Raw genomic sequence first — 24750 nt, forward strand, 5'->3', positions numbered from 1 at the left:
ACAGCTTCGCGGCCGACCGTATGGTGATCTGATGAATTCTGCTCAAGGACCGGCAGCCCCGCTGGCCGGTATCACCGTCGTGGCTCTGGAGCAGGCGGTGGCCGCGCCGATGTGCACTCGCGTGCTGGCCGATTTCGGGGCCCGGGTGGTCAAGGTAGAGAATCCGGCCGGCGGCGACTTCGCCCGCCACTACGACGACGTCGTCAACGGTCCGGGTGGCCTTGCCGCTCACTTCGTGTGGGCCAATCGCAATAAGGAATCCATCGCGATTGACCTGAAATCGGCCGAGGGCCTTGAGATCCTGCACCGGCTGCTCGACGGCGCCGATGCGCTGGTCTCGAATCTAGCGCCGGGTTCCACGGCCAGGCTTGGCATCTCGCCCGAGCAGCTGCGCGAGCGGCACCCCGACGTGATTGCTCTCGAGATCGACGGCTATGGTGCCGGTGGCCCGTTGTCGAACAAACGCGCCTACGACTTGCTGGCTCAGTCCGAGTCCGGATCATGCGCTGTGACCGGCTATCCCGGCATGCCGGCCAAGCCGGGGCCGCCGATCGCCGATATCTCGACCGGGCTGTACTCGGCGCTGTCGATCATGGCAATGCTGATTTCTCGCGGGCAGCGGGACCACCGGGGCGCGGCCGTAACTGTCAGCCTGTTCGACACGATGATGGACCTGATGGGCTATCCGCTGACCTACGCCCAGCATTCCGGAATCGACCAGCAACCCTTGGGGATGAACTCCCCGGCGGTTGCGCCGTACGGCTCCTTCGACACCGCCGACAACCAGACGGTCGTGCTGGGCACCACCAATGACCGGGAGTGGCAACGGCTGGCCCGCGAGATCATCGAGCGGCCCGACTTGGCCGACGACCCGCGCTACGCCACCAACTCCGATCGCTGCGCCCACCGTGATGTGCTCAACGATGCCATCCAAACCTGGTGTGGCCAGCACGATCTCGCGCACATCCAGAAGACCGCTGACACCGCGGGCATCGGCAATGCCCGCTACAACCTGCCCAGCGACGTGCTGGCGCATCCTCAGCTGTCGGAACGCGATCGTTGGCGCACAGTGCAGACCACGGCCGGCCCGATCGAGGCCATCCTGCCGCCGCCGATCATCTCCGGTTACGAGCAGCCGATGGGGCCGGTGCCGGGTCTCGGAGAGCACACCGATGCCCTGCTAGCCGAATTGGGTCTGCCCGGCAACGAGATCGGCCGACTGCGCGAGCAAGGCGTGGTCGCGTGACACGGCATGAGAACTAAGGAGTGGTACTGCGATTCGCCGTACTGGCAGCCGGCTGGCCGGAATCCTGCAGACGATGTGCCGGCATCCGGCCCGCCTTCTCCCACTGCGGGTCAGCCGGAACGACTTCCTTCTCGATGAAGTCTCGGGCGAGTTCACGAAAAGCCTCGTGATCTTGGGTGAACAGATCCCGGCGCATCAGGCCCCGATCAGTTGATCATCTCGACGATGGTGCCATTGGCATTGGCATTGGCATTGGCGGCGTCTTCGCTCGGCGATCGCCGCTGCGATCCAGTACACCCAGAGCCGCAAGGCATTCGCCACACCTGTCGCCTCGTTTCAGAACACCACGTTCGACCTCACCGAGATGCGGCAACGTGTGATCGACCGTTGCCTGCAGCTGTTCGGCGGCTACGGCTACATGATGGAATATCCGATCGCCCGCCTCTACACCGATGCACGGGTGGCTCGGATCTATGCCGGCGCCAGCGAGGTGATGAGGGTGATCATCGCTAGCTCGTTGGGGTCGTAGCGGCAAATAATCTCGCTGAGACCCTTGTCACACCGCCCGAAACCAACCTACTGTGTGTTCACTAGGTTGTCCTGGGGAGGGAGTTCGGGTGACGGCAACGCGGCCGTACGCAACCCTTCTGGCCAAGGGCGAAGACCGTAAGCAGCGCATTCTCGACGTCGCGCAGCGGCTGCTGGCGCGGAACGGCTGGCGCAACACCACATTGGCCCAGATCGCGCGGGAGGCCGGCGTGACCGCGGCCGGGCTGCTGCACCACTTCGAATCCAAAGAGCAGCTACTGCACGCGGTGCTCGACGCCCGCGATGCCGACGACAGCGAGCACGCCGATTACCTTTTCGGTGACCTCGTCGAGGGCATCGCCAACGCTGCCGACCGGATGGACCGGTCACCGCAGCTGGTCGGTACCTTCGCAGTGCTGATGGTGGAGAACATCGCACCAGATGCACCCTTGCATGACCGGCTGCTGACCCGGTATCAGGACGCAATTGAGATCGTGGCCGAGGGAATTCGCCGCGGGCAGGCCGACGGCCGCTACCGAACCGACATCAACCCGGCCCTCAAAGCCATCGAAATCCTGGCATTTGTGAACGGAATGGAGACCTCATGGCTGCTCGACCCGTCGATACCGCTGACCGATGTGTTCCGGGAGTACTCCAGGTCGCTGGCGGGCCAGATGGCGCCACTCGCCGGATCATGAGGTACCGGCTCGACATCGTCGCGCCCAGCGTCGCCGAGGCGGTGCAGCACGCCGGTGGGTGGATCTTCGACCGCGTGATGGCCGGCTGGGACGTCCATGTCCTGCTCGCGCAACCCGGTGACACCCGGCCGCTGTCGATCCTGGGCGCCCAAACCGTCGACTTCGAATCCGTACTCGAAGCCGGCGATGACCAGCCGCATCCCCAGGCCCTCGCGGTGGCCGCGGACCTCGTCGACACCGACGCTCGGGTGCGTGAGGGTGTCTTGCGGGCGCTGGACTACGGCATGACCGAGGTGGCGCTGTGGGGCGAGGCGCAGCCCGTCGAACTCGATCGCACCGTCGATTCGGTTGAGCACCGGCTGAGCTCGGCGGCGCGGGTATTCAAGGCACAGGCGCTGGCCGCCGCGGCGGTCAGCGATATCACCGTGGCACCCACCGAAACCTTCCGCAGCGGGGCGATGAGCTGCCCGCCGATCGGTGCCGACCTGGTCCCCGCTAGCTGAGCTCGGCCGCCCCGGGCCCTGCGGCCTTGCGGGTGGGGCAGGACGATGAACGGCAGGTTCTCGCCGATGAATGTGAACCCGAGGCCGAAGGCGTCCTGCCCGATACATCCAGGTCGAGCTCACCGGACGACGCCGTACCCCGAGCGTTACTCCTTGATGGAGATGGCTTGCCGCGGGCACTGGCGCACGGCTTCGCGGATCTGTTCCTCGTTCTCCGGGGTCACCTCGTCGGTGAGGACGTGCAGGTAGTCCTGGTCGTCGAGGTCGAACACCGCGGGGATGATTCCCATACAGATCGCGTTTGCCTCACACAGGCCGAAGTCCACCTCGATCTTCATCGCAGCACCTGCACCGGGACGTGGGAGAAGCCGGCCACATTCTGCATCTGGACGCGCCGGAGGCCGTCCCACTGCACTTCGTAGCGCGGCATGAAGTCGAGCATCTTCTCCAGTGCGATCGCGCTTTCCATTCGGGCCAGGGCCGCGCCCAGGCAGCTATGGATGCCGTAGCCGAGGCCCAGGTTCTGCGCCTCGGTGCGGTCGCGGTCGATGTCGAAGGTGTCGGCGTCGGTGAAGGCGGCCGAGTCCCGGTTGGCCGACGCAATCAGCAGGAACACCGGCTTGCCTGCTGGGATCGTTCCGCTGGGCAGTGTCGCCTCCTTCAACGTGTACCGCACGTTGTACTGCACCGGGCCTTCGTAGCGCAGCAGTTCCTCCACCGCCGCGGGAATCTTGTCCCGGTCGTCAAGCAGCTTCGTCCACTGGTCGGGGAAACGGGCGAAGTTGACCGCGGCGGTTCCCATCAGCTTGGTTACGGTTTCGGCACCCGCGCCGCCGAGAAGCGTTGCAAAACCGCAGATTTCGATGTCGTCGAGGCGACGCAGAGTGCCGTCGTCGTTGGGGATCTCGGCGGCGATCAGGCGGCTAATCATGTCATCCCGCGGATTCTCGCGCCGCTCCTGCACCAGTCCGTAGTAGTACATCGCGGTGTCGATATTGGCCTGCATGCCGGCTTCGCTATAGGCGATCTGTCCGGGTTCTCGGCTCAGGCTGGTGTCGATCCAGTGCCGAACCTGCTGGCGGTATTCCTCGGGCACGCCGGCCATCTGGGTGATGACCTCGACCGGGAAAGGGCCGGAGAAGTCCTGGACCATGTCGAACGCATCCGGATTGACCGCGGCCAGATACTTGTCGATCAGTTCGATGATCACCTCTTTTTGCGACTGGACCGCGCGGGGAGTGAACGCCTTGTTCAGCAGGCTGCGCATGTGCCGGTGCTCGGGCGGGTCCATGAAGATGATCGACTTCTGCGGCGGCTCATCGCCCTTGACCATGGCCAGATCGCAACCCCGCGACGACGAGAAGCTGTCGTGGTCCTTCAACGCCGCCGAGACGTCCTCGTGGCGCGAGAGGGCATAGAAGTCCTCATTGGCGTCGTAATAGATCGGCGCCTCATCCCGCATCCGGCGGTAGATGTCGAACGGGTTCTCGAAGTATTCCTGCGAGAACGGATCGAAGACGAGTTCGGCCTGGGTCATTGCGATCTCCTCCGAGGCGAGGGCTGGTCCATAAGCGTTACGGAAAGCTGGTTGATTGTAACGCTAACAGTGGGGCATCCGGGAGAGCTGAAAATGGCTGAATCACCTAACTTTCTTGCGCGAAAGGCCGGCATTGACGACCTCGTCGAGCAGGCCGAGGTCACTGCCCAGATCGGCCACCGTCGCGCGGACGACGGCCACGTCTTTGCCGATGAATTCGCCGACGGCGCCGATGAATCCGGCGGCCGAGCCGACTCGGGCGATCGAGCTCAGGGCGCGGCTCGTGCCGCTGCCATGGGGGAGCGCCGCCAGCAGCGTGGTCTCGTCGACGCCGAGGCGTTCGGCAAGGTACACCGCCTCGGCCACGATCCCGATCTGCGCGGCGAACATTGCGTTGTTGATCAGCTTGACTCGCTGGCCGAAACCGAGCGGTCCGACGTGCAGAACCGGATCGCCGTAGCTGGACAGCAGCCAGTGGACCCGCTGCACCGCCTCGTCGTCGCCGCCGACGAATAACGTCACGGTCCCGGCGGCGATATCCTGCGGTCCGCCGCTGACTGGTGCGTCGATCACGGCAACCTCGTGCGCGCGGGCCTGTTCGGCGATGGCGTCGGCGGTGCGTGGGCTGCCCGTCGTGTGTAGGACCAACACCGAGCCCGACTGCATACTGTCGAGCAGGCCGTCGGCCAGGCAGATCTGGCGCACCTGCTCGTCGGTGAACACACAGACCACCACCGCATCGGCGTCGCGAGCCAGCTCTGCCAGACTCTCGGCCGGTATGGCGCCTAACTCTGCTGTGGCGGCGAGCTTTTCGGGTGTGCGGCCCAGTACTGCGACATCGTGACCGGCGTCGACAAGCCGACGCACCATGGGCGCACCCATTCGGCCCGCGCCGACGAAGCCGACCTTCACCTGGGGTTGCCCATCAACCTCAGCGCTGCATCGGCCGCATCGAGCACCGCACCAGGCTGTGCGCCGGCATTCTCGGCGATCCCGGCGATCAGACTGACGTCCTTATGTAGCAGCCCAGCCGCGACCTGCTTGAGGATGTCGAGGCTGCCGCCGAAGCGGGCCACGCTGCCCAGCGCGAAACTGTTGGCCGAACCCCTAGTGATCACCTCAGACAGATTCTTCGCCGGCACGCCCAGTGCCGCGCCCAGGTCGAGCGCAGTCTTGGCGGTCGCGATGTTGGCGGTGAACAGCAGGTTGTTCAGCAGCTTGGTGACCTGCCCGGCGCCCACCCCACCCAGGTGGACGATCGGGTCGGCGTAGGTGGCGAACACCGGGCGGACCTTCTCCACGGTGGCCTCGTCGCCGCCGATCATCACCAGCAGCTTGCCCTCTTCGGCTGCCGGGCCGCCGCCGCTCACCGGTGCGTCCACTACGGCCACGCCCTGGGCGGCGGCCGTCTCGGCAAGCTTTCGGCAGGTGTCGGGATGCACGGTGGCGTGCACCGCGATGACGCCGCCAGGCTGAAGCCCGGACAGCACGCCGCCCTCGCCGGTGGCGACCTCGAGCACGTCGGCGTCACCGACCACGCACAGGCAGACCAGCTCACTGTTCGCGGCCAATTCCGCCGGGGTGGCGGCCACCGTCGCCGCGGTATCGGCGAACGGCTCCACCGACGCCGCGCGTCGCGCCCACAGCGTGAGCGGGTAGCCACCCTCGACGATCCGGCGAGCCATGGGAGCGCCCTGGCTGCCCAGCCCGATGAATCCGACACGCATTAGCCAGCCTCCAGGTCCACATCAGCGGTGATGCAGTGGTTCACGAACGCGAAAACGCCCGAATGGTACTGCGCGGCCGCCACACCCAGGCTCAGATTGTGGCCAGCGCCATTCTGGTGGTGGATCTCGACGTGCCGCGACTTGGCGAACAACGCGGCGATATCGGCGGTTGCCTCAGGGGTGGAGTCCCACACCTTTTCGTGTTCGGCCGCGGTGAACCGCACCGGAGCGACGACGTGGCCGGCCAGTGCAGGAAAGTCGCGACCAGCCCAATGTGTCGAGATCTCAGCCTCCTGCGGCGGCGCCCCGGCGGAGCCGACGGCGTTGACGACGTCAGCGGGGTAGAGCTCCTCGGGCGCCCAGATCAGCTCGCGGATGCCCGCCGGCCGGTGGGTGGGCGTAGCCTGCTTGAGAATTGCTCTGGCGGCGGGATATTGGCGCAGCCCGGTACCCGCCAGCTCGAGACCGAGCAGATCGCGCCCGCGCTCGGCGACGGCCATCCGCAAGGCCAGTTCGCAGCCATTGGAATGGGCCAGAACGAACAGGCCCGCGCCGCGCTCGCACTTACCGAGCATCGCGTCGGCGGCGCCGTAGGCCAACTCGACTCGACGCTGCGGGTCCCACATCGCATCGGAGTACGGCGCCGACGCGCCGTAACCCGGCCGATCCAGGGCCACCGCACTGAAACCGGCTGCGGCAGCAGCGCGCACCAGCGACAGGTCCGGATGGCCGGGGCAGTCGAAGTACACCGCCGACGATGCCCCGCCATGCAGGGCGACGATGACCGCACGCGGATTGGGCGCCTCGGCGAACAGACCGGACATCGGGATCCCGGCGACCGGCACCACCCGGCGGGTGGGGGCGTCAGTCATCGGCCCGCATCAGCAGCACACCGCTCGGCGTCAGCCCGCCGCTACTGGCAACAGCGACTTTGGCGCCCTTGACCTGACGGTCACCGGCCTCGCCGCGAAGCTGGCTGACCGCTTCGTAGATCAGCCCCATGCCATGGGTGCGGCCATGAGAGAGCTGGCCGCCGTGGGTGTTCAGCGGCAGCACCCCATCGCGAGCGATGTTGGCGCCGCCGTCCAGGAAGTCCTTGGCCTCGCCGATCCCGCAGAACCCGAGTGCCTCGATCCAGGACAGGCAGTTGAACGAGAATCCGTCGTAGAGCTCGGCGACATCGACATCGCTGGGGCGCAACGACGTTCGGGTCCACATGTGCGCGGATTGGCCGAGCACCTGCGGTTCATGGGTGAGCGTCGTCTGATCCCAGTCGGTGCGTTCGATGATCTGCGTGCCGACCGCCTCGAACAGCACCGGCGGCTTGGGCAGATCGCGTACGGTCTCCACCGCCGAGACGATCACCGCGACAGCGCCGTCGCAGGGGACGTCGCAGTCGTAGAGTCCGAACGGCGTGGTGATCGGTCGCGCCGACAGGTAGTCGTCCATCGTCATCGGGTCGCGGTAGATCGCGGTCGGGTTCAATGCGGCGTTGGCCCGCTGGTTGAGCGCGATCCAGCCCAGCGTCTCGCGGGTGGTGCCGTAGCGCGCGAAGTGGCGTTGAGCGTTGAGCGCCAACGTGTGTGCGGCTGAGGTGGCACCGAAGGGCGTCTGCCAGCTCGAGGTGCGAAGGCCACCGGGGGGTGCCATCTTGCCCTGCTTGAGCAGCTCCTGAAACGTCGACTCCCACAAGGTTCGGAAGCACAGCACGTGCCGGGCCATCCCGGTGGCGACGGCCATCATCGCCGCGATGATCGACCCGCCGGGGCCGAAGGTGTCCATCCCGCCGTTGATCCAGGTGGGCCGCAGACCCAGCGCACCCTCCAGCGCGGTCACCCCGCCTTCGCCCATCCCGGCGATATCGAGGCCCGGGTAGGTAGACAGTCCGTCGATATCGGCGAACGTCACACCGGCGTCGGCCACCGCGGCCTCGCAGGCCTCGACGGTCAGCGCCAACGGGTTGGCCATCAACCGGCGCCCGAGTCGAGACGCGCCAATACCCGTTATCGCCGAACGCTCTTCGAATTTGGTGGCGGTCAGCGGCGGCCGGACATGTTTGGCGAAATCCTGCGGAGCGATCTCGTCGGCTGGCAGGTCCGCGATCTGGTTGGGCGTCACCGGCCGGAACAGCGGGAGATAGACGTCGTCGTTCTGTTCGAAGACGACCTCGACGAGCTGGCCCAGCTCCAGGTCGTCGGGGTCTGCGTCGATGATGTTGGTGGTCAACCGGACTCGCGGATCCTCGGTGATGGCGACCTGCGCCACTACGTAGGGCGCGGGCCATCCGGGGATGCTGAAACGCTGGTTGACGGTGAACGCCGAGAGCACCGCCTGGCCACTGACCGGGCGGGCCTTCAGGTCGTGGCTGCCGCAGTACCGGCACACCGGCTGCGGGGGGTGGATCAACGAGGTGCAGTCCTGGCACTCCTGGATGCGCAGCGTGCCGTCGGCGCCGGCGGTCCAGAAGAACTCGTTGTCGCCGGTGACCTGTGGCAGGGGAGCGCGGGTCACTGCGCGAAGCCCCAGCGGGCCTCGAACGCCGGCGCCTCGTCGGTCGCGGCCGTGCCGTTCGGTGGCGCCTCACCAACGAATTCGTTGTCGCTGATCTCCACGATCGCGTGCACCGGGCAGTCGAACAACGCTCGCAGCACGTCGTCGCGATCGGCCTCCTCAACGGTCCCATCGCCGATCAGCGACGCATAGCCCCAGTCGTCTAGCGAGAAGTGCTTCGGTGCCTGCTTGGCGCAGATGCCGAAACCGTCGCAGATCGTCCGGTCCAGCCGGATTCGCATCTTCGGATTCATCGCTGGGTCACCGCCTCCACCTCGTAGGGCCGCTGGGCGCTGAACGCAGCCGAGCGGCAGGGATCGCAGGCGCCGGCCAGATGCTCGGTGACGATCTGGGGGAAATGTTTGAGCAGGCTGGCAGCGACGTTGGCCGCACCGTCCAGGGTCGCGCAGGCGCCCCGGCCACGAAGAACAACCGACCAACGCTTTAGGCGGGCAATGTCTTCGGCGGTCGCCACACCGTCACGCAACGCGCCGGCAACCGCGGCCATCGCCGCCGTTCCGTTGAAGCAGGATCCGCATTGCCCGGCGTTTTCCCGGTCGAAGTAGGCCAGCACCGCGGCGGCCACTGCCACCGGGCAATCGTCGGTCAGGATCGTGATCGCGCCGCAGCCGAGACCGGAGCCCAGCTGGCGGAACGTTTCATGGTCGAGGGTGGTGTCCAATACGTCGCGGTTCAGCAGTCCGGCAAAGTAGCCGCCCATCAGTGCTCCGCGGACATTGTCCGGTGAAACACCATGCAGGGCAAGCAGATCGGTGAAGGGCATGCCGTGCGGGACTTCGTAAAGGGCCGGTGGGAGGCCCGCGCCGGTGATCGTCATCAGGAAGGTCCCCGGCGACGCTGCTGTGCCGGCCGACCGAAACACCGCCGCACCGTGGCGCTGCACATAGGGCAGGTTCGCCAGGGTTTCGACGTTGCTGACCAGAGTGGGATGCCCCGAGATACCGTGCTGGAACGGTCGCGGCGGCTTGTCGGTGGGTTTGGCAGGGCCTCCGTTGATGGCCCGCACCGCCGCGGATTCCTCGCCGGCGACGTAACCGGGTGTCACCGTCACGATCGAAAAACCCAGGCCGCCAAACGTATCGAAACCGACCTCGCTGAGCGCGGCGTCGACGGCGCGGGCCGCCTCCGTATCGGACACGTACACGTAGGCGCGTGTCGCGCCGACCAGCCGGGCGGCCAACCGCATCCCGTCGAGCACCAGGTGCGGGCGGTGCCGCAGCAGCCAGCGGTCCTTGACCGAGGCCGGCTCACCTTCCTCGCCGTTGGCCAGCACCACCGTCTCGTGGCCCCGGGTGTGCGCGGAGCGCACCGTACGCAGCTTGACGGCCAGCGGGAAAGCGGCACCTCCGCGGCCCAGCACGCCGGCGTTCTGCACCTCGGCTAGCAGCGATTCGACGTTCTCCAGCAGCTCGTATCCGCCGGCGGATAGGTAGGCGCTGTGCGTTTCCACCTTCACGGGCAGCCGCAAGAGCCGGGGTGTGTTGCCGGGCGCGGTGGCGACGGTCAAGGCCGTGCCCACGGGTGCGGTTGCACTCATCGGTCACCTCTTCTGATTCGGGCACTCGGCACGCGGTCGCTACGCTGAGGCGCATGAGAACGGCTGTGGTTCGTGTCGACGTTGACCCGTCTGGTGAGCTGACGCCTGCTCAGCTGACCGAAGGCTTTGCAGCGCTGCGCACGCTCGCCGAGCGGGGCGGGGTGGCGGTGATCGACAACAACCTGGCCCAGATGCCGCGTGGTCGCCGCGAAGCCGAGATGCTGGTCGACAATCCGCGAGCCACCGACGTCGAGGAACTCCAAGAGGCTGCGATCGCCATGTGCGCCAAGGCGTTCGGCACCGAGCCGCTCAGCGGTGTGGTGACCTATGTCAGCCGGGGCACCGACGAGGACGCCCACGGGGTGCTGGCCGGTTTCGGATTGCACGGCGAGATCGCGCGGACCGCCGGTGATGACGGCTACGACATCATCGTCGTGACGTTGCGCAAGGAGGAGATGACGCGGATCCCCGAGAGTCGGGTACACACCGCGCTGGAGGCCTCGACCAACTGCGAGATTCATATCCGCATGGTCTGATCCGAACCCGTCCCTCATCGGGCCAGGAAGTCCACAATGGCCGGGGCGGCTTGCACCCAGGTGTCGAACATGTTGAACCGCTTGACTTTTCCGGATGCCCGATCCTCGCCGGCGCGCTCCCAGGCGTCTTCCGGCCACGGCGGATCGATCAATGTGGAGCCCTTGATCAGGCAGTTCACCTCGAGCGATGTGCGCTTGGGGTGGTCCCAGTCGTTCTCGCCGCCGCGAATGATGAGGGTGGGCACCTTGATATCGCCGAAGAACTCGTCGTCGACACCGGGGATCGCCTGGCCGGGTTTGGGCACGAACGCAGTGAGCCAGCGCAGGATGACCCGGAGGAATTCATCGGCGTCCATCGCCAGGATCCGGTCCTTGTTGACCGCGTTCTCGGCGATCCGCTCCTGCCATTCGTCTACGTGCAGAAGGCCTTTGATGCCCAGGCCGCGGACCGCGAGGATGCTCGGCACCAGATAGTACGAGCCCAGCACGAAGCTGCCGTACACCCCGCCGACGATGTTCCAGGTCACCAGCTTGGTGGCGATCTCGGGGTAGAGGATCGTGGTCAGGATCGAATCGCGGGCACCGCCGGAGCCGCCGGCGATCACGCACGGACCGATGCCGAGGCCGGTGATCAGCCCGTGCAATGTCTCGGCGCGCATATGGGATTCGCTCTGGCCGTAGAACTGCAGATCGGATTTTCCGCAGTTGGGCCGGTCCCACAACAAGACCCGGTAGCCGCCCTTGACCAATTCCTCGGCCAGCGGGCGCAACCCCTCGATATCCTTGCTGTATCGGCCACCCGGCGTCAAGGCGATGAAATCGCCTTTAGCGCCGAGGATTTCGTAGACGACGTTACCGCCGTTGATCTTCATAATCTGTTCGCCCTCGCGCAGCTGCGGACCGGCGGTCACCGGTGTGCTCATGCGGTCACGAGAACGTCGTCGCCCACCACACGCACCGGGTAGGTGCGGATGCTCCACTCCGGCTTGACCGCCGTGGTGCCTGTTGCCAATTCGAACCCCCATTGGTGCCACGGGCAGTAGATGTATTCCATATCGCGCACCATCACCGCGTCGCCGGGCACACTCTCGTCGACGATGTTGCGGCCGCGCGGGCGTCCTGAGCACAGCGGGCCACCCTCATGCGGGCAGTAGTTCGCGATGGCGTAGAACGTGCCGTTGACGTTGTACACACCGACTCCGTGCCGGCCGATCGGCACCAGTTTGTTTGTGCCGGGCGGGATTTCGTCAACGGTTGCGACCACGTGCTCGCGGCCCTGCGCCAGGCGGGGCTTTTTGTCTGCTTGAGCCATTGTTCAGAAGACCCGCGTCTGACCCTCGAGGGCCGGCACGGTATCCGGCAGACCGTAGGTCTCGATGCCGTTGCGGAACATCACCGCTTCCCGGGCATGCTCGGGCAGGTGCTTGACCAACCAGCGCGGATCGTCATAGGTCCAGTGCGGGTAGTCCGACGAGAACAGCAGGATCTTCTCGCATTCCATCCACTCGAAAGCCCGCAGTAACTCGGTCTTGTCCTCGGGGTAGTCCAGCGGCTGGGTGGTGAACTTGATGTGGTCTTTGACGTACTCCGACGGTGTGCGCTTGATGTCCAGCCACGGTTTGCGCGCCGCATAGATCGCGTCCATCCGCCACATCAGCGGCAGGATCCAGCTGAACGCGTGCTCGACGAACACGATGCGCAGGGTGGGGTGGCGGTCGAAGACGCCGTCGAAGATCAGGCTCATCACCTGATTCGCCGCGAGCAGCGAATAGCTGACCATGAAATCGTGGTTGTAGCTGGGCAAGCCGACCGGAGGGATGGGCAAGGTCTCGAAGAAGCCGCGCGACAGATGGCAGCTCACCGGCTTGTTGATTTTGGTGGCCGCCGCCCAGATCGGATCGTATTTCGGGTCACCCCACGACGGCCGCGGCTCGGCCTTGATCATCACCTGGGCCATGTACGGATGCTCGGCCCATTTCTCGATCTCGCGCGCCGCCCCCTCGGGCTCCTCGATCGCCACGCAGATAGAGCCACGCCAACGCTGGTGCCAATTGGTCTTGCTGTCCAGCCAGTGCTCGGCCTGCCAGGTGTTGTGTGCATAGGACAGCGCCGCGGTCGCCTCCGGGATCCGGCACGGGGCGTGTGCGGGCTCGAGGATGCAGATGTCGGCGCCGGCTTCCATGACGGCCTGTCGAAGCGCCATGCCGGGGTCGCTACAGGCAAACTCGCCGTCGTCGGGGAAGGAGTCGACCCGCATCGCGTAGGCGTGCGCATAGTCCGGCGAGTCGTAGTAGATCGTCTCGCCGACGCGATGGTTCTTGAAGTACTTGGTGCGAATCGGCTCCGGGATGTACTCCTGCAGCACGCCACGCTTGGGCACCGGGTGCACGTCGGAGTCGACGCACCGGACCGCGATGCGTTCGGTGGGAGCGATTCGCTCGTGGCTGTGGGTCAGAGTCATCGGGGTCTCCTTAGCTCACGTCTACTGTGCGGTCACGCCGGCAGGAATGTCTATGCCGTACAGCCGCGCGGCGTTGCGCCAGCAGACTTTTTCCCGCTGTTCGGCCGTCCATGCGGTGGGCAGGGCATGGATATCGGTGCAATGCCAGTGCGGATAGCTGGAGCCGAACATGATCATGTCCTCCTTGCCGGTGAAGGACAGCCACTGGTCGGCGAAGTCGGCGTCACCCGGTCCGTCGAGGCTGTTGTGGATGAAGTGGACGTGCCCGGGCAGGTAGTCACTGGGCATCTTCGGTGCCCACGGCGTCTGCTCTAGGTGCGGGCGGCCGAAGCAATCCATCCGCCACATGAACGGGGTCATCATGTCGCCCGCGCCGTCGGCGAAGACGAACGTGAGGTCTGGCCAGCGCTCGAACACGCCCTCGGCGATCAGGTTCATCAGGTGATAGATGTAGTTCAGCGACATAAAGCCCAGGTACTGCTCGAAGGTTCTGGTGTGGCCGGACGGGGTCGGCGGGAACGCGATGCCCTCACCGGTCTCGATGTGGGTGGCCACTGGTAGGCCGGCATCGACCGCCGCCTGCCACAAATCCCAGAACTGCGGCTTGCCGTAGAGCTCTCGCGATTGCAGCGGGATGCCGATCTGAACGACGCGGGGGTGGTCCTTGTACTTGTCTATCTCGCGCAGCGCACCGCGGATATCGTCGGGGTTGACCCGGATGGTGCCACGGAAGCGTTCGCCGAGTTCGGGATGATCCAGCCAGCGCGAGACCAACATTTCGTTGTGGGCGGCCAAGATCGCGGTGCCCAGGTGCCGGTCGGGCATGATGCCCCGGCCCATCGGATGCAGGATCGCGACGTCGACGCCGCGATCGGTCAACAGCTGCTGCGCGACGACGGCGGGGTCGGAGCCGGGGTACTGGCCGTCGGGCCCGCGGGCCCCTTTGAGGTACTCGCCGCCCGGTGCCCCGTACCAGTCCATTTCGTAGTCGGGGAAGCCGCGGCTCTTGAACGGTTCCCGCATGACGCCGCGCAACTCGGGGGTCGACCCGAAGAAGATGTGCACGCTCGCGTCGATCACGGGGGTCGTGGTCCCGTCGCGGTGCTCTATCACCAAACCCACCTTCCAGGTGTCTGCCCTAGGCTAAATCCACGTTCTTCAGGATCAAGAATAATGTTCTCGCGATTGAGAGTAGAACGTCATTACCACTGTGCCTCATCCGGCCGTAGGCGGCAAGCAAATCAGCCGGTAGAGTGCGATACCGTCGAAGGGAAACCGGTGGCGCAGGAATGGAGAATTAGATTTCCATCCGCATCGGTTTGGTCGATGCAGGAGGCAGCGGGTGCTACTGGAATTCGATGCTGATCAGCGGTTGTGGCAGGACACCGTGCGCGACGCGGTGGCCAAGCAGTGCCCGGCCACGTTGATCCGCGGGATCGCTGAGGACGGTGTCGACCCGGGTCCACTCTGGGGCTCCTACGTCGAGGCCGGCTGGACCGAATTGGCCGACCCGGAGAACGCCGTTGAGCTGGCGATCGTGCTCGAGGAGTTCGGCCGCGCGACGGACCCGACCCCGTTCCTGGCCACCCTCACGCAATACGCCCCGCTGGCCGGGGATCGCTACGACCCACAGCAGGCGGGTACCGCGGTGTTCGATGGCGTCACCGCGCACCGTGACGCCGAGGGATGGGTGCTGTCCGGAACCGCCCGCTACGTCTTGGACGCCGACCGGGCGCAGCAGCTCGCCGTGGTCACCGACGGCGGGGTGTTTCTCGTTGAAGCCGCTGCCGCAACGATCACGCGGGTACCGGTATTCGATCCGTTGCTGCACATCGCCGACGTCACCTTCCCCGCTGTGCACATCTGCGACGATGACCGCGTGCACACCGACCCCGAACGGGCCCGGCATATCGCACTGACCGGTTTGGCCATTACGACGGTGGGTGCGTGCCAGCGCATTCTCGACCTGGCACTGCAACACGTGAAGGACCGCCAGCAGTTCGGGGTGCCGATCGGCTCTTTCCAGGCCGTGCAGCACAAGGCCGTCGACATCCACGTCGCGATCGAACGGGCCCGCACGCTGGCCTATTTCGCCGCGTTGACGATCAGCGCCGACGACCCGCGCCGGCGCCTGGCCGCCTCGATGGCCAAGGCCGCTGCAGGCGATTGCCAGTCGGTGGCGTTCCGCCACGGGCTGCAATTGTTCGGTGCCATGGGCTTTACCTGGGAGAACGACGTCCAATTCGCCCTCAAGCGCGCCAAGTCCGGAGAGCTGATGCTCGGCGGTGCCGCCGAACACCGCGCCTTGATTGCCGATGAGTACAGGGACCTGTAGATGCAGCTTTCATTCGATCCCGATGTCGAGTCCTTCCGCGATGAGTTCAGCGCGTTCCTCGATGCCAATCTGCCCACCGAGGCCGAGACCTTGGAGCGGCCCCGATCGGTATCGCATATGCCGGCCTGGGCGCGGCGTTGGCAGCGGCTGTTGTTCGACAACGGCTGGCTGCTGCCCGCCCAGCCGCCCGAGTTCGGTGGCCGTAATGCATCGATCCTGCAGCAGTTCGTGCATCTCGAGGAACTGTGCAATCGGCGGATCTACCACAGCTTTAATCCCCAGGGCGTCAATATCATTGCGGCGTCGCTGATCTCGTTCGGAACCGACGAACAGAAGCAGCGTTGGGCGGTGCCGGTCCTCAAGGGCGAGAAGACCGCGTCGCTGGGCATGAGTGAGCCCAGTGCGGGATCGGATCTGGCGTCATTGCGGACCCGCGCGGTACGCGATGGCGATGACTTCGTGGTCAACGGGCAGAAGGTGTGGACCTCGGGCGCGCACGATGCCGACTTCCTGCTGACGTTTGTTCGTACCGATCCGGATGCGCCCAAGCACAAGGGCATCAGCGTGCTGATCATCCCGACCGACCTGCCGGGCGTGGTCTGCCGGCCATTCGCGTCGATCTGCGGGGTCGACGACAAAGACTTCAACGAGGTGTTCTTCACCGATGTGCGGGTACCGGCCGAGAATCTGGTCGGCCCGCTCAATGGCGGCTGGGGCGTGGCCAACGGATCGCTCGGTCACGAGCGCACGATGATGTGGCTGGGATTCGCCGACCGGATCGCCAACATGATCGGGGACTTCGAGCCGGTGACGCCGTTGGAAAAGGACCAGTACGCCTCGATGATCATGGACTATCAGGCGTTGCGCCTGATGGGGTCCTCCGGGCTGGCCAAGGCGGCCCGCGGCGAATCCGATGTGGCATCGGTGTCAGTGGTCAAGCTGTTCGGATCCGAAGCCGAGCTGCGCGCGTCCGAGTATGCGCTCGCGGCAGCAGGTTCCGACGGTCTGGTACATCCGTCCAGTACCGGACCGTACGCGCACATGAATCTGGACCACTATTTCGCCAGCTGGTTCGAGCGCCATGCCCGAAGCTTCTCGGGCACGATCGCTGGGGGCACCTCGGAGATCCAGCGCAATATCATCGCCCAGCAGGTGCTGGGCCTTCCGCGCGCGAAATAGGCCGGGTTCGGGTCCCGAAGGCCCCGTCGCTGCCCAAGGCACCGACAAGCGGATCCTCGGATTCCAAGTCGGATAGCTCGGCCAACAGCGATAGCTCGGCGTCGGGTTCCGGCTCGGCCAACAAGTCCGGCGGTGGCGCACAGCAGGACGCTGCCTAACCCACAACGAAGCGTGGCCGCTCCGAAAGGAAGGGCCACGTCTCGTTTGGTGGGTGTTAGCGCCAGTCGATGACGGCTGCTTCCTTGTGTTCGGTGATGGGACGCGCGAGTCCCTGTTCCAGACATGCTTTTTGGAGCAGTTCCAGCGTCTCGTCGAGCCCGGGGCCAAGGCGCGGCCCCGGCGTGAAATCGGCCGGCAGGTGCTTCATACCCTGGATGACGCCGATGGTCTCGTAGTGCACGCTGCCCTCGGGGTCGCAGACGTAATCGGGCATGCGGTCCAGCACGGCGGTCAGCATCGCTTTGAACACCGTGCGCGCCACATTCGACCCGACGCAGCGGTGCACGCCGATACCGAAACTGAAGTGCCGGTTGCCCTTTCGATCCAGCACGACCTCGTTGGGCTTCTCGAACACCGAGGGGTCGCGGTTGGCCATCGCCCATGACAGCCAGAGCCGCTCGCCCTCCTTGAACTGATATCCGTCGACCTCGAAATCGCCGGAGAACGTGCGCCCGTCGCCCGGCGCGGGAGTGTAGAACCGCAGGAATTCTTCGGTGGCCGGATCCAGGAGCTTGTCCCGCTCGCGGCTGAGCCGTTCGCGCTCAAGGGGATTCTCGCTCAGCCACTCCAGGGAATGGGCAGTCAGCGCGGTGGTGGTGTCGAAGCCGCCGCCGATGATCAGGCCGAGATTGCCCAGGATCTCCAGATCGGGGGCCGGCGCACCGTCAATGCGCAGTTGCAGCAGCGCGTTCACCAGACCGGGTCGCGGATTCTCCCGGACCTCCATCATCGTGTTGATCATGTCGATGCCCATCTGTCGATTCATCTCCGCGACGCGCGGGGCGTCGGGGGAGTGCTCCGGGGTGGACACCGAGAGGTGTGCGGGTTCGCTGTAGACCGGCCATTTCTTCAGCTCGATCCCCATCATGGCCAGCGTGAGCACCGCGGGAACGATGTTGGCGAGATCGTCGACGAAGTCGATGTGACCCGACTCGATCTTTTCGTCGAGCGACGCGCGAACGATCTCGTCGACGAACGGCGCCCACCGCTTGACCGCGGCAGGGGAGAGGTACGGGTTCAGCGCCCCGCGGTAATTGCTGTGCTCTGGTTCGTCCATCTCCAGGATGCCGCCGCGAACCACGGTTGCCCGCTGGGCTTTCGGGATCGTGATACCTGTGAACGGCGTCTCGCCGGTGAGGTCGTGATGGTTGGACACCACCGGGCAGCGCGCCAGCTCGAATACCTCTTTGCTGCCCGCGGCCACCCAATGGCCGTCGTAGACGTCGGTCCACGCCATCGGGCACCGGGACTGCATCTCCTCGGTGATCTTCTCGAATTGTTGCCGATACTCCGGTTTGTGCCGGTCGAAGTGATAGTTCGGCTGCTTCCGCTCGGTGGCGTCATCGAGGCTCAAGGCATTGTCTCCCTTGATAGTTCATGGACAGGCAGGGAATCGTCAATCGTTTTCGATGAGGATTGCCTGCTCGGGACAGGAATGCGCGGCTTCACCGACGAGCTCTATCTGATCGGCTGGGACGTCTTCGGTGACAGGTGATGAACTGCCATCGATATCGCTGAGCCGGAACATATCTGGCGCGATCATGGCGCACAGCGTGTGTCCTTGGCACCGATCCTGATCAACCCGGACCTTCACAGTTTTCCTTTCCTGCACCGAGTGCTGAGTCGTCAGATGTGGCGGTCGTCACGCCTAGACGTGGTAGTCGTACCACTTGAGGTAGCCGCCGGCGTCGACGCGCAGCTGCATGCCGGTGACGTAGCGGGCTTCTTCGGATGCCAGCCACAGCACGGCGTTGCTGATGTCCAGCGGCTCAACGAAGTTGACCTTCATCGCCTGCTGGACCCCGAACACGGGTTCGGCGTCCGCACGGGTCGGGTTCTCCAGATCGGGGCGAAAGGACCGGTACATCGGTTCGCTCTGCAGCATGTCGGTGTTGCAGTTCGTCGGGTGGACGACATTGGCCCGAATGCCCCGCACCGCAAGCTCGGTCGCGAGGTCGTGCACATAATTCGACAGCAGTCGCTTGGCGACCATGTACGACATACCACCGGGATCGGCGCCCGGGTTGGCCTTCTGATGGGCGTCCATCAACGCTGCGGTGGAACCCGTTGCGATGATCGATGCACCCGCCTCCAGGTGGGGCAGCGCGACCTGGATCGCGTTGATGGTGCCGATCAGGTTGGTGTTGATGACGTCGCACCAGGCTTGCAGCGGCGGCGTGCCCTTCATCCCGGCGATGCCGGCCTGCGCCACGACGACGTCGACCTTGCCGAACTCGGCGAGGCCTTGGTCGAGAGCATCCTTGAGCTGAGCGGCCTCGCGCACATCGGCCTCTGCGGTGACGATGCCCCGACCGGTCTTCTTGACCAGCTCGGCGGTCTCCTCGAGATCCTCGGGAGAGGCCATTTTGTAGCCGATGGTCTCGACGTCCTTGCACAAGTCCACAGCGATGATGTCGGCGCCCTCTTCGGCCAGCCTCAGGGCATGGCTGCGGCCCTGCCCTCGTGCAGCGCCGGTGATGAACGCAACCTTGCCTTGGACTCGTCCCATCGGTGTTCCTCTCGCTAACTGCCCGTCATGTGTCGAAATGTCGTGAACTCACGCGTGCTCAGGTGCTGCGGCCGCCGTTGACGATGCGGCCGCAGCCGGCCTCGGCGAAACGAATCGCCGACGTGGTAGGCGTCCGAGCGCAGTCGGGCAGCGATTGCCGCACCGATACCCGAACCGCCACCGGTTACCAACGCCGTCTTCACAGACGATCTCTGGCGCACAAGAAGGAGCGACACGGCTCGCCACGGCGTCCGCATCCCGTCACGTCGCCGTTGCCGCGGATCTCGAATGTCAAGAATCGCCCTTTCTGATATGAGAACGCTACTCTCGGTGTGATCCATTTCGCAAGACACTTCGGCGCGATGTGTCTAACTGCGGTGATGTGATTCGACGTCGCGTAGATCGGACGCGTGTCCGATCGGGACGTTCCTCAAACGCGGCTTGAGTTCTCATGAGCCGAATGTATGATTCGCCGGAGATGAGAATCGAGTTATCCACCCACCGGAGGAGTTGCCGATGCCGGCCCAGGACGCGACAGCAACCATCGCGAGCGGCGAGCAAGCGGTCCAGCGTCAGGTTTGCGACCGGCAGATGCTGATCGATGGCCAGCTCGTGGCGGCTGCGCGCACCTATTCTTCGATCAATCCGGCAAACGGTGAGGTTGTCGGCTACGCGCCCAATGCGGACGTCGCCGACGCCGAGCGGGCGATCGCCGCGGCCCGCAATGCCTTCGATAACGGCGAGTGGTCCACCAACGTCGAACTGCGGGTCCGCTGCCTCGAGCAGCTGCACGCCGCGCTAGTGGAACACAGCGATGAACTGCGTGCGCTGACGATCGCCGAAGTGGGCGCGACGCGCGCGCTAACCGAGAGCGCCCAGCTCGACGACCCCATCCGGATCGTCGGCTACTACGCGAATCTGCTGAATACCTATTCGCTCAGCGAGGACCTCGGCGAGATCGAGAGCCGCGGTCAGATCCACCGCCGGTGGGTGGAGAAGGAAGCCGCCGGTGTGGTGGCCGCCATCATTGCCTATAACTTCCCCAACCAGCTGGCGCTGGCCAAGCTGGGCCCGTCGCTGGCGGCCGGGTGCACGGTCATTCTCAAGGCCGCACCGGACACCCCTCTGACGACGCTGGCCCTAGCCGAGGTGATTGCGAAGCACACCGACATCCCGGCCGGTGTGGTCAACGTGATCAGCTCCACCGATGCCGCCGTCGGTGCGGCGCTGACCACCAGCCCCGATGTGGATGTGGTGACCTTCACCGGATCGACGGCGACCGGCCGCAAAATCATGGCCGCGGCCAGCGAAACCATCAAAAAGGTCTTCCTGGAACTCGGCGGCAAGTCCGCCATGGTGGTGCTCGACGACGCCGACTTCAACAACTGCGCCATGATGGCGGCCTTCATGATCACCTCGCATGCCGGTCAGGGCTGCGCGATCACGTCTCGGCTGCTGGTGCCCCGTCAGCACCACGACGAGATCGTCGAGCTGGTGAAGAACTTCATGGGCATGGTTCGCCACGGCGATCCGGCCGACCCGTCGACGTACATGGGACCGCTGATCAACGAGGCTCAGCGCGGCAAGGTCGACGGCATGGTCCAGCGGGCGGTTGCCGCGGGCGCGACCGTCGTCACCGGTGGCAAGAAGGTCGACGGGCCGGGCTTCTTCTACGAGCCGACTCTGATCACCAATGTCGACCCCGACAGCGAGCTCGCGCAGGACGAGATCTTCGGACCCGTGCTGGCCGTTCTCGCCTACGAGGATGACGACGACGCGGTCCGGATCGCCAACAACTCCATCTACGGCCTCTCCGGCGGCGTGTTCGGCGACCATGACCGTGCGCTGGCGATCGCCCGCCGGATCCGGACCGGGACGATGGGCATCAACGGCGGTAATTACTTCGGTCCGGACAGCCCGTTCGGCGGCTACAAGCAGTCCGGTGTCGGCCGCGAGATGGGTGTGGCCGGCCTGGAGGAATTCCTAGAGCGCAAGACCCTTGCGGCGGTCGTGTCGTGAGGCCGCTGGATGGGGTTCGCGTCCTCGAGGTCGCGATGTACGGCTTCGTGCCGTCGTGCGGCGCGGTGCTCGCCGAATGGGGCGCCGATGTCATCAAGGTCGAACACGCGGTGACCGGTGATCCGCAGCGCGGACTGCGTCAGACCGGCCCACTGCGCGTCGAGGGCGATCCCAACCCGAACATCGAGCACGCCAACCGCGGTAAGCGCAGCATCGGGCTGGACATGTCGGTGCCCGAAGGCAAAGAGGTACTGCTGGAATTGGCGCGCCGCGCTGATGTGTTCCTCACCAGCTTCCTGCCCGGGCACCGCCAGAAGTTCGGGATCGACGTCGACGACATCCGCGCCGTCAACCCGAAGATCATCTACGCGCGCGGCAGTGCGCTCGGCCCGCGCGGCGAGGAGTCGGTCAAGGGCGGGTACGACATGACGGCCTTCTGGTGTCGCGCCGGTACCGCCGCGACTATCACGCCGCCCGGTATCCCAGGCATGATCGGCCCGCCAGGCCCGGCCTACGGTGACACGATCTCGGGTACCAATCTCGCCGGCGGCATCGCGGCCGCGCTGTTCCAGCGTGAGCGCACCGGCGAGCCGACGACCGTCGATGTCTCCCTGCTCGGCAGTGGGCTGTGGGCGATGGGCCACACCGTGGCGCTGACCCAGCACCTCCAACAGCGGATGGTGCAACCGCCTCCGGGTGTGCCCGGGTCGCCGATCAACCCGCTGGTAGGCCTGTACGAGACGGCCGACAACCGTTACATCTCGTTCGTGATGATGCAGCCAGGAAAGTTCTGGGCCGACGTGTGCAAGCACATGGACCTCGACGAGCTCGCTGACGACCCCCGGTTCGCCACCGCGGAATCGATCGCGGAGAACACCCCGGCCGCCGTGGACATCCTGCGCGAGGCAATGGCCACACGGCCGCTACTGGAGTGGAGCGAGCGATTCTCGACGCTGGCCGGGCCGTGGGCGCCGGTGCAGGACACTTTGCAGGCGGCGCAGGACACGCAGGTCCGTGCCAACGAATACATCGTGCAGGCAGGCGAATTGGAGCTCGTCGCCAACCCGGTGCAGTTCGACGTCGCCGCGCCGCACACAGGTCCGGCACCAGGCTTCGCCGAACAGACCGACCTGATCCTCCAAGAACTCGGGCTGGACTGGGACCGCATCATCGAACTCAAGACCGCCGGCGCGGTCACGTAGGTAGCGCGGGAGACCTCATGCCGCACACATCGCCATTGGCGCCCATCTACCTTCGTGGGGGTGTGCTGCACATCGTGTTTCTGGCGATGATGAGGACGCGACCACACTCGCTGTTGAAGCGGGCCGAGCGGCACTGTCCGGGAGCGGCTACGGGTATTCCTTTGCGCCATATCACCAGGGCTTGCCGCGAGAGCGCTCCGCCCGGGTTGACAAGGGCGTCAACAAATCTGAGATCGACGCGGCATGGTTCGGCGCGATGGGCACGCCCGACGGATTCCCGGCCGGCATCCTGGCCGACTCGCTGGGCCTGCCCGACCTACCGGTCACCCGGATCGAGAACTCCTGTGCCACCGGCAATGACACAGTCCGCGATGCCCTCTACGGCGTTGCGTCCGGCACGGCCGACGTGGCGTTGATGATGGGTGCGGACAAGGTGCACGAAACCCCTTCCACCCGTGAGCACATGGCGATGGTCGCGGTGAAAAACCATCGGCATGGCCTATCCAACCCGAAGGCGCGCCTCCGATTCGAGGTCACCATCGACGAGGTGCTTGCCGCGCCCACGGTGGTGACACCGTTCGGTGTGTATGACTGCGCACTCCAAAGTGACGGTGCCGCAGCACTTTTACTGGCAGCCGAAGATGTGGTGGACCGCTATACCGACCGGCCGGTGTGGATCCGTGGTGTGGGGCTGGGGTTGGACTCGGTGATGCGTCAGCACACGTCGGATCTGACCACGTTCCCGGCGACGGTCCGAGCGGCCACAAGAGCCTTCAGTATGGCAAATCTGACGCCCGCTGACGTCGACGTGGCGGAAGTTCACGATTTCTTCACCGGCATCGAATTGATCAGCTATGAAGATCTCGGCTTCGCCGAACCAGCGGAGGCCTACAAATTGATGGAGGCCGAAGTGACGTGTGTTGGGGCAGCGTTGCCGGTGAATTCCAGCGGCGGCCTCAAGACCAAGGGGCATCCGCCCGGCGCCACCGGAGTGGCCCAGTCCGTAGAGCTTGTCGAGCAGCTCCGGGGTGAGGCGAGAAACCAGGTGGACCGCGCCCGAATCGGGCTGGCCCACAACATTGGTGGGCCGACGGCGGTCGCCGCGGTGACGATTTTGGAGGGACCGGGCACCCATGGCAGCTAAGGGACCGGAGCGTTGGTCACCGGGTATTTCGTTGAAGAGTGCTGCGGGTCCGATGCAGGCTATTGGCGGGTTGTTCGCGATGTCGGCGGATGCGGTGCGGTTTGTGTTTCGGAAGCCGTTTCAGTGGCGGGAGTTTTTGGAGCAGTCGTGGTTTGTGGCGCGGGTGTCGTTGGCGCCGACGTTGTTGGTGGCGATTCCGTTCACGGTGTTGGTGAGTTTCACGCTCAATATTCTGTTGCGGGAGTTGGGGGCTGCGGATCTGTCGGGGGCTGGTGCGGCGTTTGGCGCGGTGACGCAGGTCGGTCCGTTGGTGACGGTGTTGATTGTGGCTGGTGCTGGTGCCACGGCGATGTGTGCGGATTTGGGGTCGCGCACGATCCGTGAGGAGATCGACGCGATGGAGGTGCTGGGGATTAACCCGGTGCAGCGGTTGGTGACTCCCCGGGTGTTGGCGTCGGGTTTGGTGGCGCTGTTGCTGAATAGTTTGGTGGTGATCATCGGGATTTTGGGTGGTTACGTGTTCTCGGTGTTTGTTCAGGATGTGAATCCGGGTGCGTTCGCTGCGGGGATCACGTTGTTGACCGGGGTGCCGGAGGTGATCATCTCGTGTGTGAAGGCGGCGTTGTTTGGGTTGATCGCGGGTTTGGTGGCGTGTTATCGGGGGTTGACGATCTCTGGTGGTGGTGCCAAGGCGGTGGGGAACGCGGTCAATGAGACGGTGGTGTACGCGTTCATGGCGTTGTTCGTGGTGAACGTGGTCGTGACCGCTATTGGTATCCGGATGAGCGCGAGGTAGGAC

Annotated in this window: 24 protein-coding genes and 4 pseudogenes; 11 read left to right on the forward strand and 17 right to left on the reverse strand. The window is 65.3% G+C overall.

What is annotated here, in order from left to right; all coding sequences use genetic code 11:
- Positions 1 to 31: 31 nt before the first annotated feature.
- Positions 32 to 1246, forward strand: coding sequence for a CaiB/BaiF CoA transferase family protein (locus tag G6N13_RS15065; RefSeq protein ID WP_163698239.1), 1215 nt, complete (start codon positions 32 to 34; stop codon positions 1244 to 1246).
- A 55-nt stretch (positions 1247 to 1301) separates the two neighbouring features.
- Here G6N13_RS15065 and G6N13_RS15070 read toward each other — a convergent pair.
- Positions 1302 to 1442: pseudogene (locus G6N13_RS15070) on the reverse strand (acyl-CoA dehydrogenase family protein); the annotation flags it as partial.
- A 69-nt stretch (positions 1443 to 1511) separates the two neighbouring features.
- On the opposite strand from G6N13_RS15070, the pseudogene G6N13_RS15075 reads away from it, so the two are divergent.
- The 3 genes and pseudogenes from G6N13_RS15075 to G6N13_RS15085 form a co-directional block, all read left to right on the forward strand.
- Positions 1512 to 1775 (forward strand): annotated as a pseudogene (locus G6N13_RS15075) (acyl-CoA dehydrogenase family protein); the annotation flags it as partial.
- 88 nt (positions 1776 to 1863) lie between these two features.
- The gene (locus G6N13_RS15080; RefSeq protein ID WP_163698241.1) at positions 1864 to 2472 is read left to right on the forward strand and encodes a TetR/AcrR family transcriptional regulator; all 609 of its coding nucleotides are present in this window, start codon (positions 1864 to 1866) and stop codon (positions 2470 to 2472) included.
- Entirely contained in the window at positions 2469 to 2975 is a 507-nt protein-coding gene (locus G6N13_RS15085) for a hypothetical protein (RefSeq protein ID WP_163698243.1), read from the forward strand. The genes G6N13_RS15080 and G6N13_RS15085 overlap by 4 nt, the downstream gene beginning before the upstream one ends.
- 146 nt (positions 2976 to 3121) lie before the next feature.
- On the opposite strand, the gene G6N13_RS15090 is transcribed toward G6N13_RS15085, so the two are convergent.
- The 8 genes and pseudogenes from G6N13_RS15090 to G6N13_RS15125 form a co-directional block, all read right to left on the reverse strand.
- The gene (locus tag G6N13_RS15090) at positions 3122 to 3313 is read right to left on the reverse strand and encodes a ferredoxin (RefSeq protein ID WP_163698245.1); all 192 of its coding nucleotides are present in this window, start codon (positions 3311 to 3313) and stop codon (positions 3122 to 3124) included.
- Complete coding sequence (locus tag G6N13_RS15095; protein WP_163698246.1) at positions 3310 to 4512, reverse strand: cytochrome P450; 1203 nt, start codon at positions 4510 to 4512, stop codon at positions 3310 to 3312. The genes G6N13_RS15090 and G6N13_RS15095 overlap by 4 nt, the downstream gene beginning before the upstream one ends.
- A gap of 102 nt (positions 4513 to 4614) precedes the next feature.
- Positions 4615 to 5436: pseudogene (locus G6N13_RS15100) on the reverse strand (NAD(P)-dependent oxidoreductase); the annotation flags it as partial.
- Positions 5421 to 6239 carry an NAD(P)-dependent oxidoreductase gene (locus G6N13_RS15105; protein ID WP_163698250.1) on the reverse strand — a complete coding sequence of 273 codons (819 nt, stop codon included), beginning with the start codon at positions 6237 to 6239 and terminating at the stop codon, positions 5421 to 5423. The pseudogene G6N13_RS15100 and the gene G6N13_RS15105, both read right to left, overlap by 16 nt.
- The gene (locus G6N13_RS15110) at positions 6239 to 7111 is read right to left on the reverse strand and encodes an alpha/beta fold hydrolase (protein WP_163698253.1); all 873 of its coding nucleotides are present in this window, start codon (positions 7109 to 7111) and stop codon (positions 6239 to 6241) included. The genes G6N13_RS15105 and G6N13_RS15110 overlap by 1 nt, the downstream gene beginning before the upstream one ends.
- On the reverse strand, positions 7104 to 8750 hold the full coding sequence (locus tag G6N13_RS15115) for a thiolase C-terminal domain-containing protein (RefSeq protein ID WP_163698254.1): 1647 nt from the start codon (positions 8748 to 8750) through the stop codon (positions 7104 to 7106). The genes G6N13_RS15110 and G6N13_RS15115 overlap by 8 nt, the downstream gene beginning before the upstream one ends.
- Positions 8747 to 9031 (reverse strand): ferredoxin, encoded by a 285-nt coding sequence (locus G6N13_RS15120; RefSeq protein WP_163702140.1) that lies wholly within the window; start codon positions 9029 to 9031, stop codon positions 8747 to 8749. Before G6N13_RS15120 ends, G6N13_RS15115 begins: the two co-directional genes overlap by 4 nt.
- An 8-nt stretch (positions 9032 to 9039) precedes the next feature.
- Positions 9040 to 10347, reverse strand: coding sequence for an NADH-ubiquinone oxidoreductase-F iron-sulfur binding region domain-containing protein (locus G6N13_RS15125; protein WP_163698256.1), 1308 nt, complete (start codon positions 10345 to 10347; stop codon positions 9040 to 9042).
- Between the two features lie 53 nt (positions 10348 to 10400).
- On the opposite strand from G6N13_RS15125, the gene G6N13_RS15130 reads away from it, so the two are divergent.
- Positions 10401 to 10883 carry a hypothetical protein gene (locus tag G6N13_RS15130; protein ID WP_163698258.1) on the forward strand — a complete coding sequence of 161 codons (483 nt, stop codon included), beginning with the start codon at positions 10401 to 10403 and terminating at the stop codon, positions 10881 to 10883.
- A 14-nt stretch (positions 10884 to 10897) separates the two neighbouring features.
- On the opposite strand, the gene G6N13_RS15135 is transcribed toward G6N13_RS15130, so the two are convergent.
- Genes G6N13_RS15135 through G6N13_RS15150 form a run of 4 tightly spaced genes read right to left on the reverse strand, consistent with a single transcriptional unit; the run spans position 10898 to position 14457 of the window.
- Positions 10898 to 11806 (reverse strand): alpha/beta fold hydrolase, encoded by a 909-nt coding sequence (locus tag G6N13_RS15135; RefSeq protein ID WP_163698260.1) that lies wholly within the window; start codon positions 11804 to 11806, stop codon positions 10898 to 10900.
- A complete protein-coding gene (locus tag G6N13_RS15140; RefSeq protein WP_163698262.1) occupies positions 11803 to 12195 on the reverse strand; it encodes a Rieske (2Fe-2S) protein in 393 nt (130 codons plus the stop codon). The genes G6N13_RS15135 and G6N13_RS15140 overlap by 4 nt, the downstream gene beginning before the upstream one ends.
- A gap of 3 nt (positions 12196 to 12198) precedes the next feature.
- Complete coding sequence (locus G6N13_RS15145; RefSeq protein WP_163698264.1) at positions 12199 to 13344, reverse strand: amidohydrolase family protein; 1146 nt, start codon at positions 13342 to 13344, stop codon at positions 12199 to 12201.
- Between the two features lie 21 nt (positions 13345 to 13365).
- Complete coding sequence (locus tag G6N13_RS15150) at positions 13366 to 14457, reverse strand: amidohydrolase family protein (RefSeq protein ID WP_163698266.1); 1092 nt, start codon at positions 14455 to 14457, stop codon at positions 13366 to 13368.
- A gap of 229 nt (positions 14458 to 14686) precedes the next feature.
- Between G6N13_RS15150 and G6N13_RS15155 the strand changes: the two genes are divergently transcribed.
- Positions 14687 to 15679, forward strand: a complete 993-nt coding sequence (locus G6N13_RS15155; protein ID WP_163698268.1) for an acyl-CoA dehydrogenase family protein — start codon at positions 14687 to 14689, stop codon at positions 15677 to 15679.
- Complete coding sequence (locus G6N13_RS15160) at positions 15680 to 16858, forward strand: acyl-CoA dehydrogenase family protein (protein WP_163698271.1); 1179 nt, start codon at positions 15680 to 15682, stop codon at positions 16856 to 16858.
- A gap of 214 nt (positions 16859 to 17072) precedes the next feature.
- Here the strand turns inward: G6N13_RS15160 and G6N13_RS15165 are convergent, their stop codons facing one another.
- The 4 genes and pseudogenes from G6N13_RS15165 to G6N13_RS25180 all read right to left on the reverse strand — a co-directional run.
- Positions 17073 to 18431 carry a cytochrome P450 gene (locus tag G6N13_RS15165; protein WP_163698272.1) on the reverse strand — a complete coding sequence of 453 codons (1359 nt, stop codon included), beginning with the start codon at positions 18429 to 18431 and terminating at the stop codon, positions 17073 to 17075.
- Positions 18432 to 18473: 42 nt separating this feature from the next.
- Complete coding sequence (locus tag G6N13_RS15170; protein ID WP_163702142.1) at positions 18474 to 18671, reverse strand: ferredoxin; 198 nt, start codon at positions 18669 to 18671, stop codon at positions 18474 to 18476.
- A gap of 54 nt (positions 18672 to 18725) precedes the next feature.
- Positions 18726 to 19586 (reverse strand): mycofactocin-coupled SDR family oxidoreductase, encoded by an 861-nt coding sequence (locus G6N13_RS15175; protein WP_163698274.1) that lies wholly within the window; start codon positions 19584 to 19586, stop codon positions 18726 to 18728.
- Between the two features lie 119 nt (positions 19587 to 19705).
- A pseudogene (locus tag G6N13_RS25180) lies at positions 19706 to 19789 on the reverse strand (short-chain dehydrogenase); the annotation flags it as partial.
- A 313-nt stretch (positions 19790 to 20102) separates the two neighbouring features.
- Between G6N13_RS25180 and G6N13_RS15180 the strand changes: the two are divergent.
- The 4 genes from G6N13_RS15180 (at position 20103) to G6N13_RS15195 (ending at position 24747) form a co-directional block, all read left to right on the forward strand.
- Positions 20103 to 21605: an aldehyde dehydrogenase family protein gene (locus tag G6N13_RS15180; protein ID WP_163698276.1), complete on the forward strand. Its 1503-nt coding sequence runs from the start codon at positions 20103 to 20105 to the stop codon at positions 21603 to 21605.
- Positions 21602 to 22807 (forward strand): CaiB/BaiF CoA transferase family protein, encoded by a 1206-nt coding sequence (locus G6N13_RS15185; protein ID WP_163698278.1) that lies wholly within the window; start codon positions 21602 to 21604, stop codon positions 22805 to 22807. The genes G6N13_RS15180 and G6N13_RS15185 overlap by 4 nt, the downstream gene beginning before the upstream one ends.
- A gap of 181 nt (positions 22808 to 22988) precedes the next feature.
- On the forward strand, positions 22989 to 23951 hold the full coding sequence (locus G6N13_RS15190) for a thiolase C-terminal domain-containing protein (RefSeq protein WP_235677772.1): 963 nt from the start codon (positions 22989 to 22991) through the stop codon (positions 23949 to 23951).
- The gene (locus G6N13_RS15195) at positions 23941 to 24747 is read left to right on the forward strand and encodes an MlaE family ABC transporter permease (protein ID WP_163698280.1); all 807 of its coding nucleotides are present in this window, start codon (positions 23941 to 23943) and stop codon (positions 24745 to 24747) included. Before G6N13_RS15190 ends, G6N13_RS15195 begins: the two co-directional genes overlap by 11 nt.
- The last annotated feature ends 3 nt before the right edge of the window (positions 24748 to 24750 follow it).

Source organism: Mycolicibacterium sarraceniae, assembly GCF_010731875.1.
Taxonomy (GTDB): domain Bacteria; phylum Actinomycetota; class Actinomycetes; order Mycobacteriales; family Mycobacteriaceae; genus Mycobacterium; species Mycobacterium sarraceniae.

Bases quoted from the DNA above. Each gene is read 5' to 3' on its own strand.
- G6N13_RS15125 (WP_163698256.1), bottom strand. From the start codon at position 10,347: ATGAGTGCAACCGCACCCGTGGGCACGGCCTTGACCGTCGCCACCGCG.
- G6N13_RS15180 (WP_163698276.1), top strand. From the start codon at position 20,103: ATGCCGGCCCAGGACGCGACAGCAACCATCGCGAGCGGCGAGCAAGCG.
- G6N13_RS15090 (WP_163698245.1), bottom strand. From the start codon at position 3,313: ATGAAGATCGAGGTGGACTTCGGCCTGTGTGAGGCAAACGCGATCTGT.
- G6N13_RS15105 (WP_163698250.1), bottom strand. From the start codon at position 6,239: ATGCGTGTCGGATTCATCGGGCTGGGCAGCCAGGGCGCTCCCATGGCT.
- G6N13_RS15065 (WP_163698239.1), top strand. From the start codon at position 32: ATGAATTCTGCTCAAGGACCGGCAGCCCCGCTGGCCGGTATCACCGTC.
- G6N13_RS15130 (WP_163698258.1), top strand. From the start codon at position 10,401: ATGAGAACGGCTGTGGTTCGTGTCGACGTTGACCCGTCTGGTGAGCTG.
- G6N13_RS15195 (WP_163698280.1), top strand. From the start codon at position 23,941: ATGGCAGCTAAGGGACCGGAGCGTTGGTCACCGGGTATTTCGTTGAAG.
- G6N13_RS15120 (WP_163702140.1), bottom strand. From the start codon at position 9,031: ATGCGAATCCGGCTGGACCGGACGATCTGCGACGGTTTCGGCATCTGC.
- G6N13_RS15160 (WP_163698271.1), top strand. From the start codon at position 15,680: ATGCAGCTTTCATTCGATCCCGATGTCGAGTCCTTCCGCGATGAGTTC.
- G6N13_RS15085 (WP_163698243.1), top strand. From the start codon at position 2,469: ATGAGGTACCGGCTCGACATCGTCGCGCCCAGCGTCGCCGAGGCGGTG.
- G6N13_RS15145 (WP_163698264.1), bottom strand. From the start codon at position 13,344: ATGACTCTGACCCACAGCCACGAGCGAATCGCTCCCACCGAACGCATC.
- G6N13_RS15110 (WP_163698253.1), bottom strand. From the start codon at position 7,111: ATGACTGACGCCCCCACCCGCCGGGTGGTGCCGGTCGCCGGGATCCCG.
- G6N13_RS15095 (WP_163698246.1), bottom strand. From the start codon at position 4,512: ATGACCCAGGCCGAACTCGTCTTCGATCCGTTCTCGCAGGAATACTTC.
- G6N13_RS15140 (WP_163698262.1), bottom strand. From the start codon at position 12,195: ATGGCTCAAGCAGACAAAAAGCCCCGCCTGGCGCAGGGCCGCGAGCAC.
- G6N13_RS15135 (WP_163698260.1), bottom strand. From the start codon at position 11,806: ATGAGCACACCGGTGACCGCCGGTCCGCAGCTGCGCGAGGGCGAACAG.
- G6N13_RS15175 (WP_163698274.1), bottom strand. From the start codon at position 19,586: ATGGGACGAGTCCAAGGCAAGGTTGCGTTCATCACCGGCGCTGCACGA.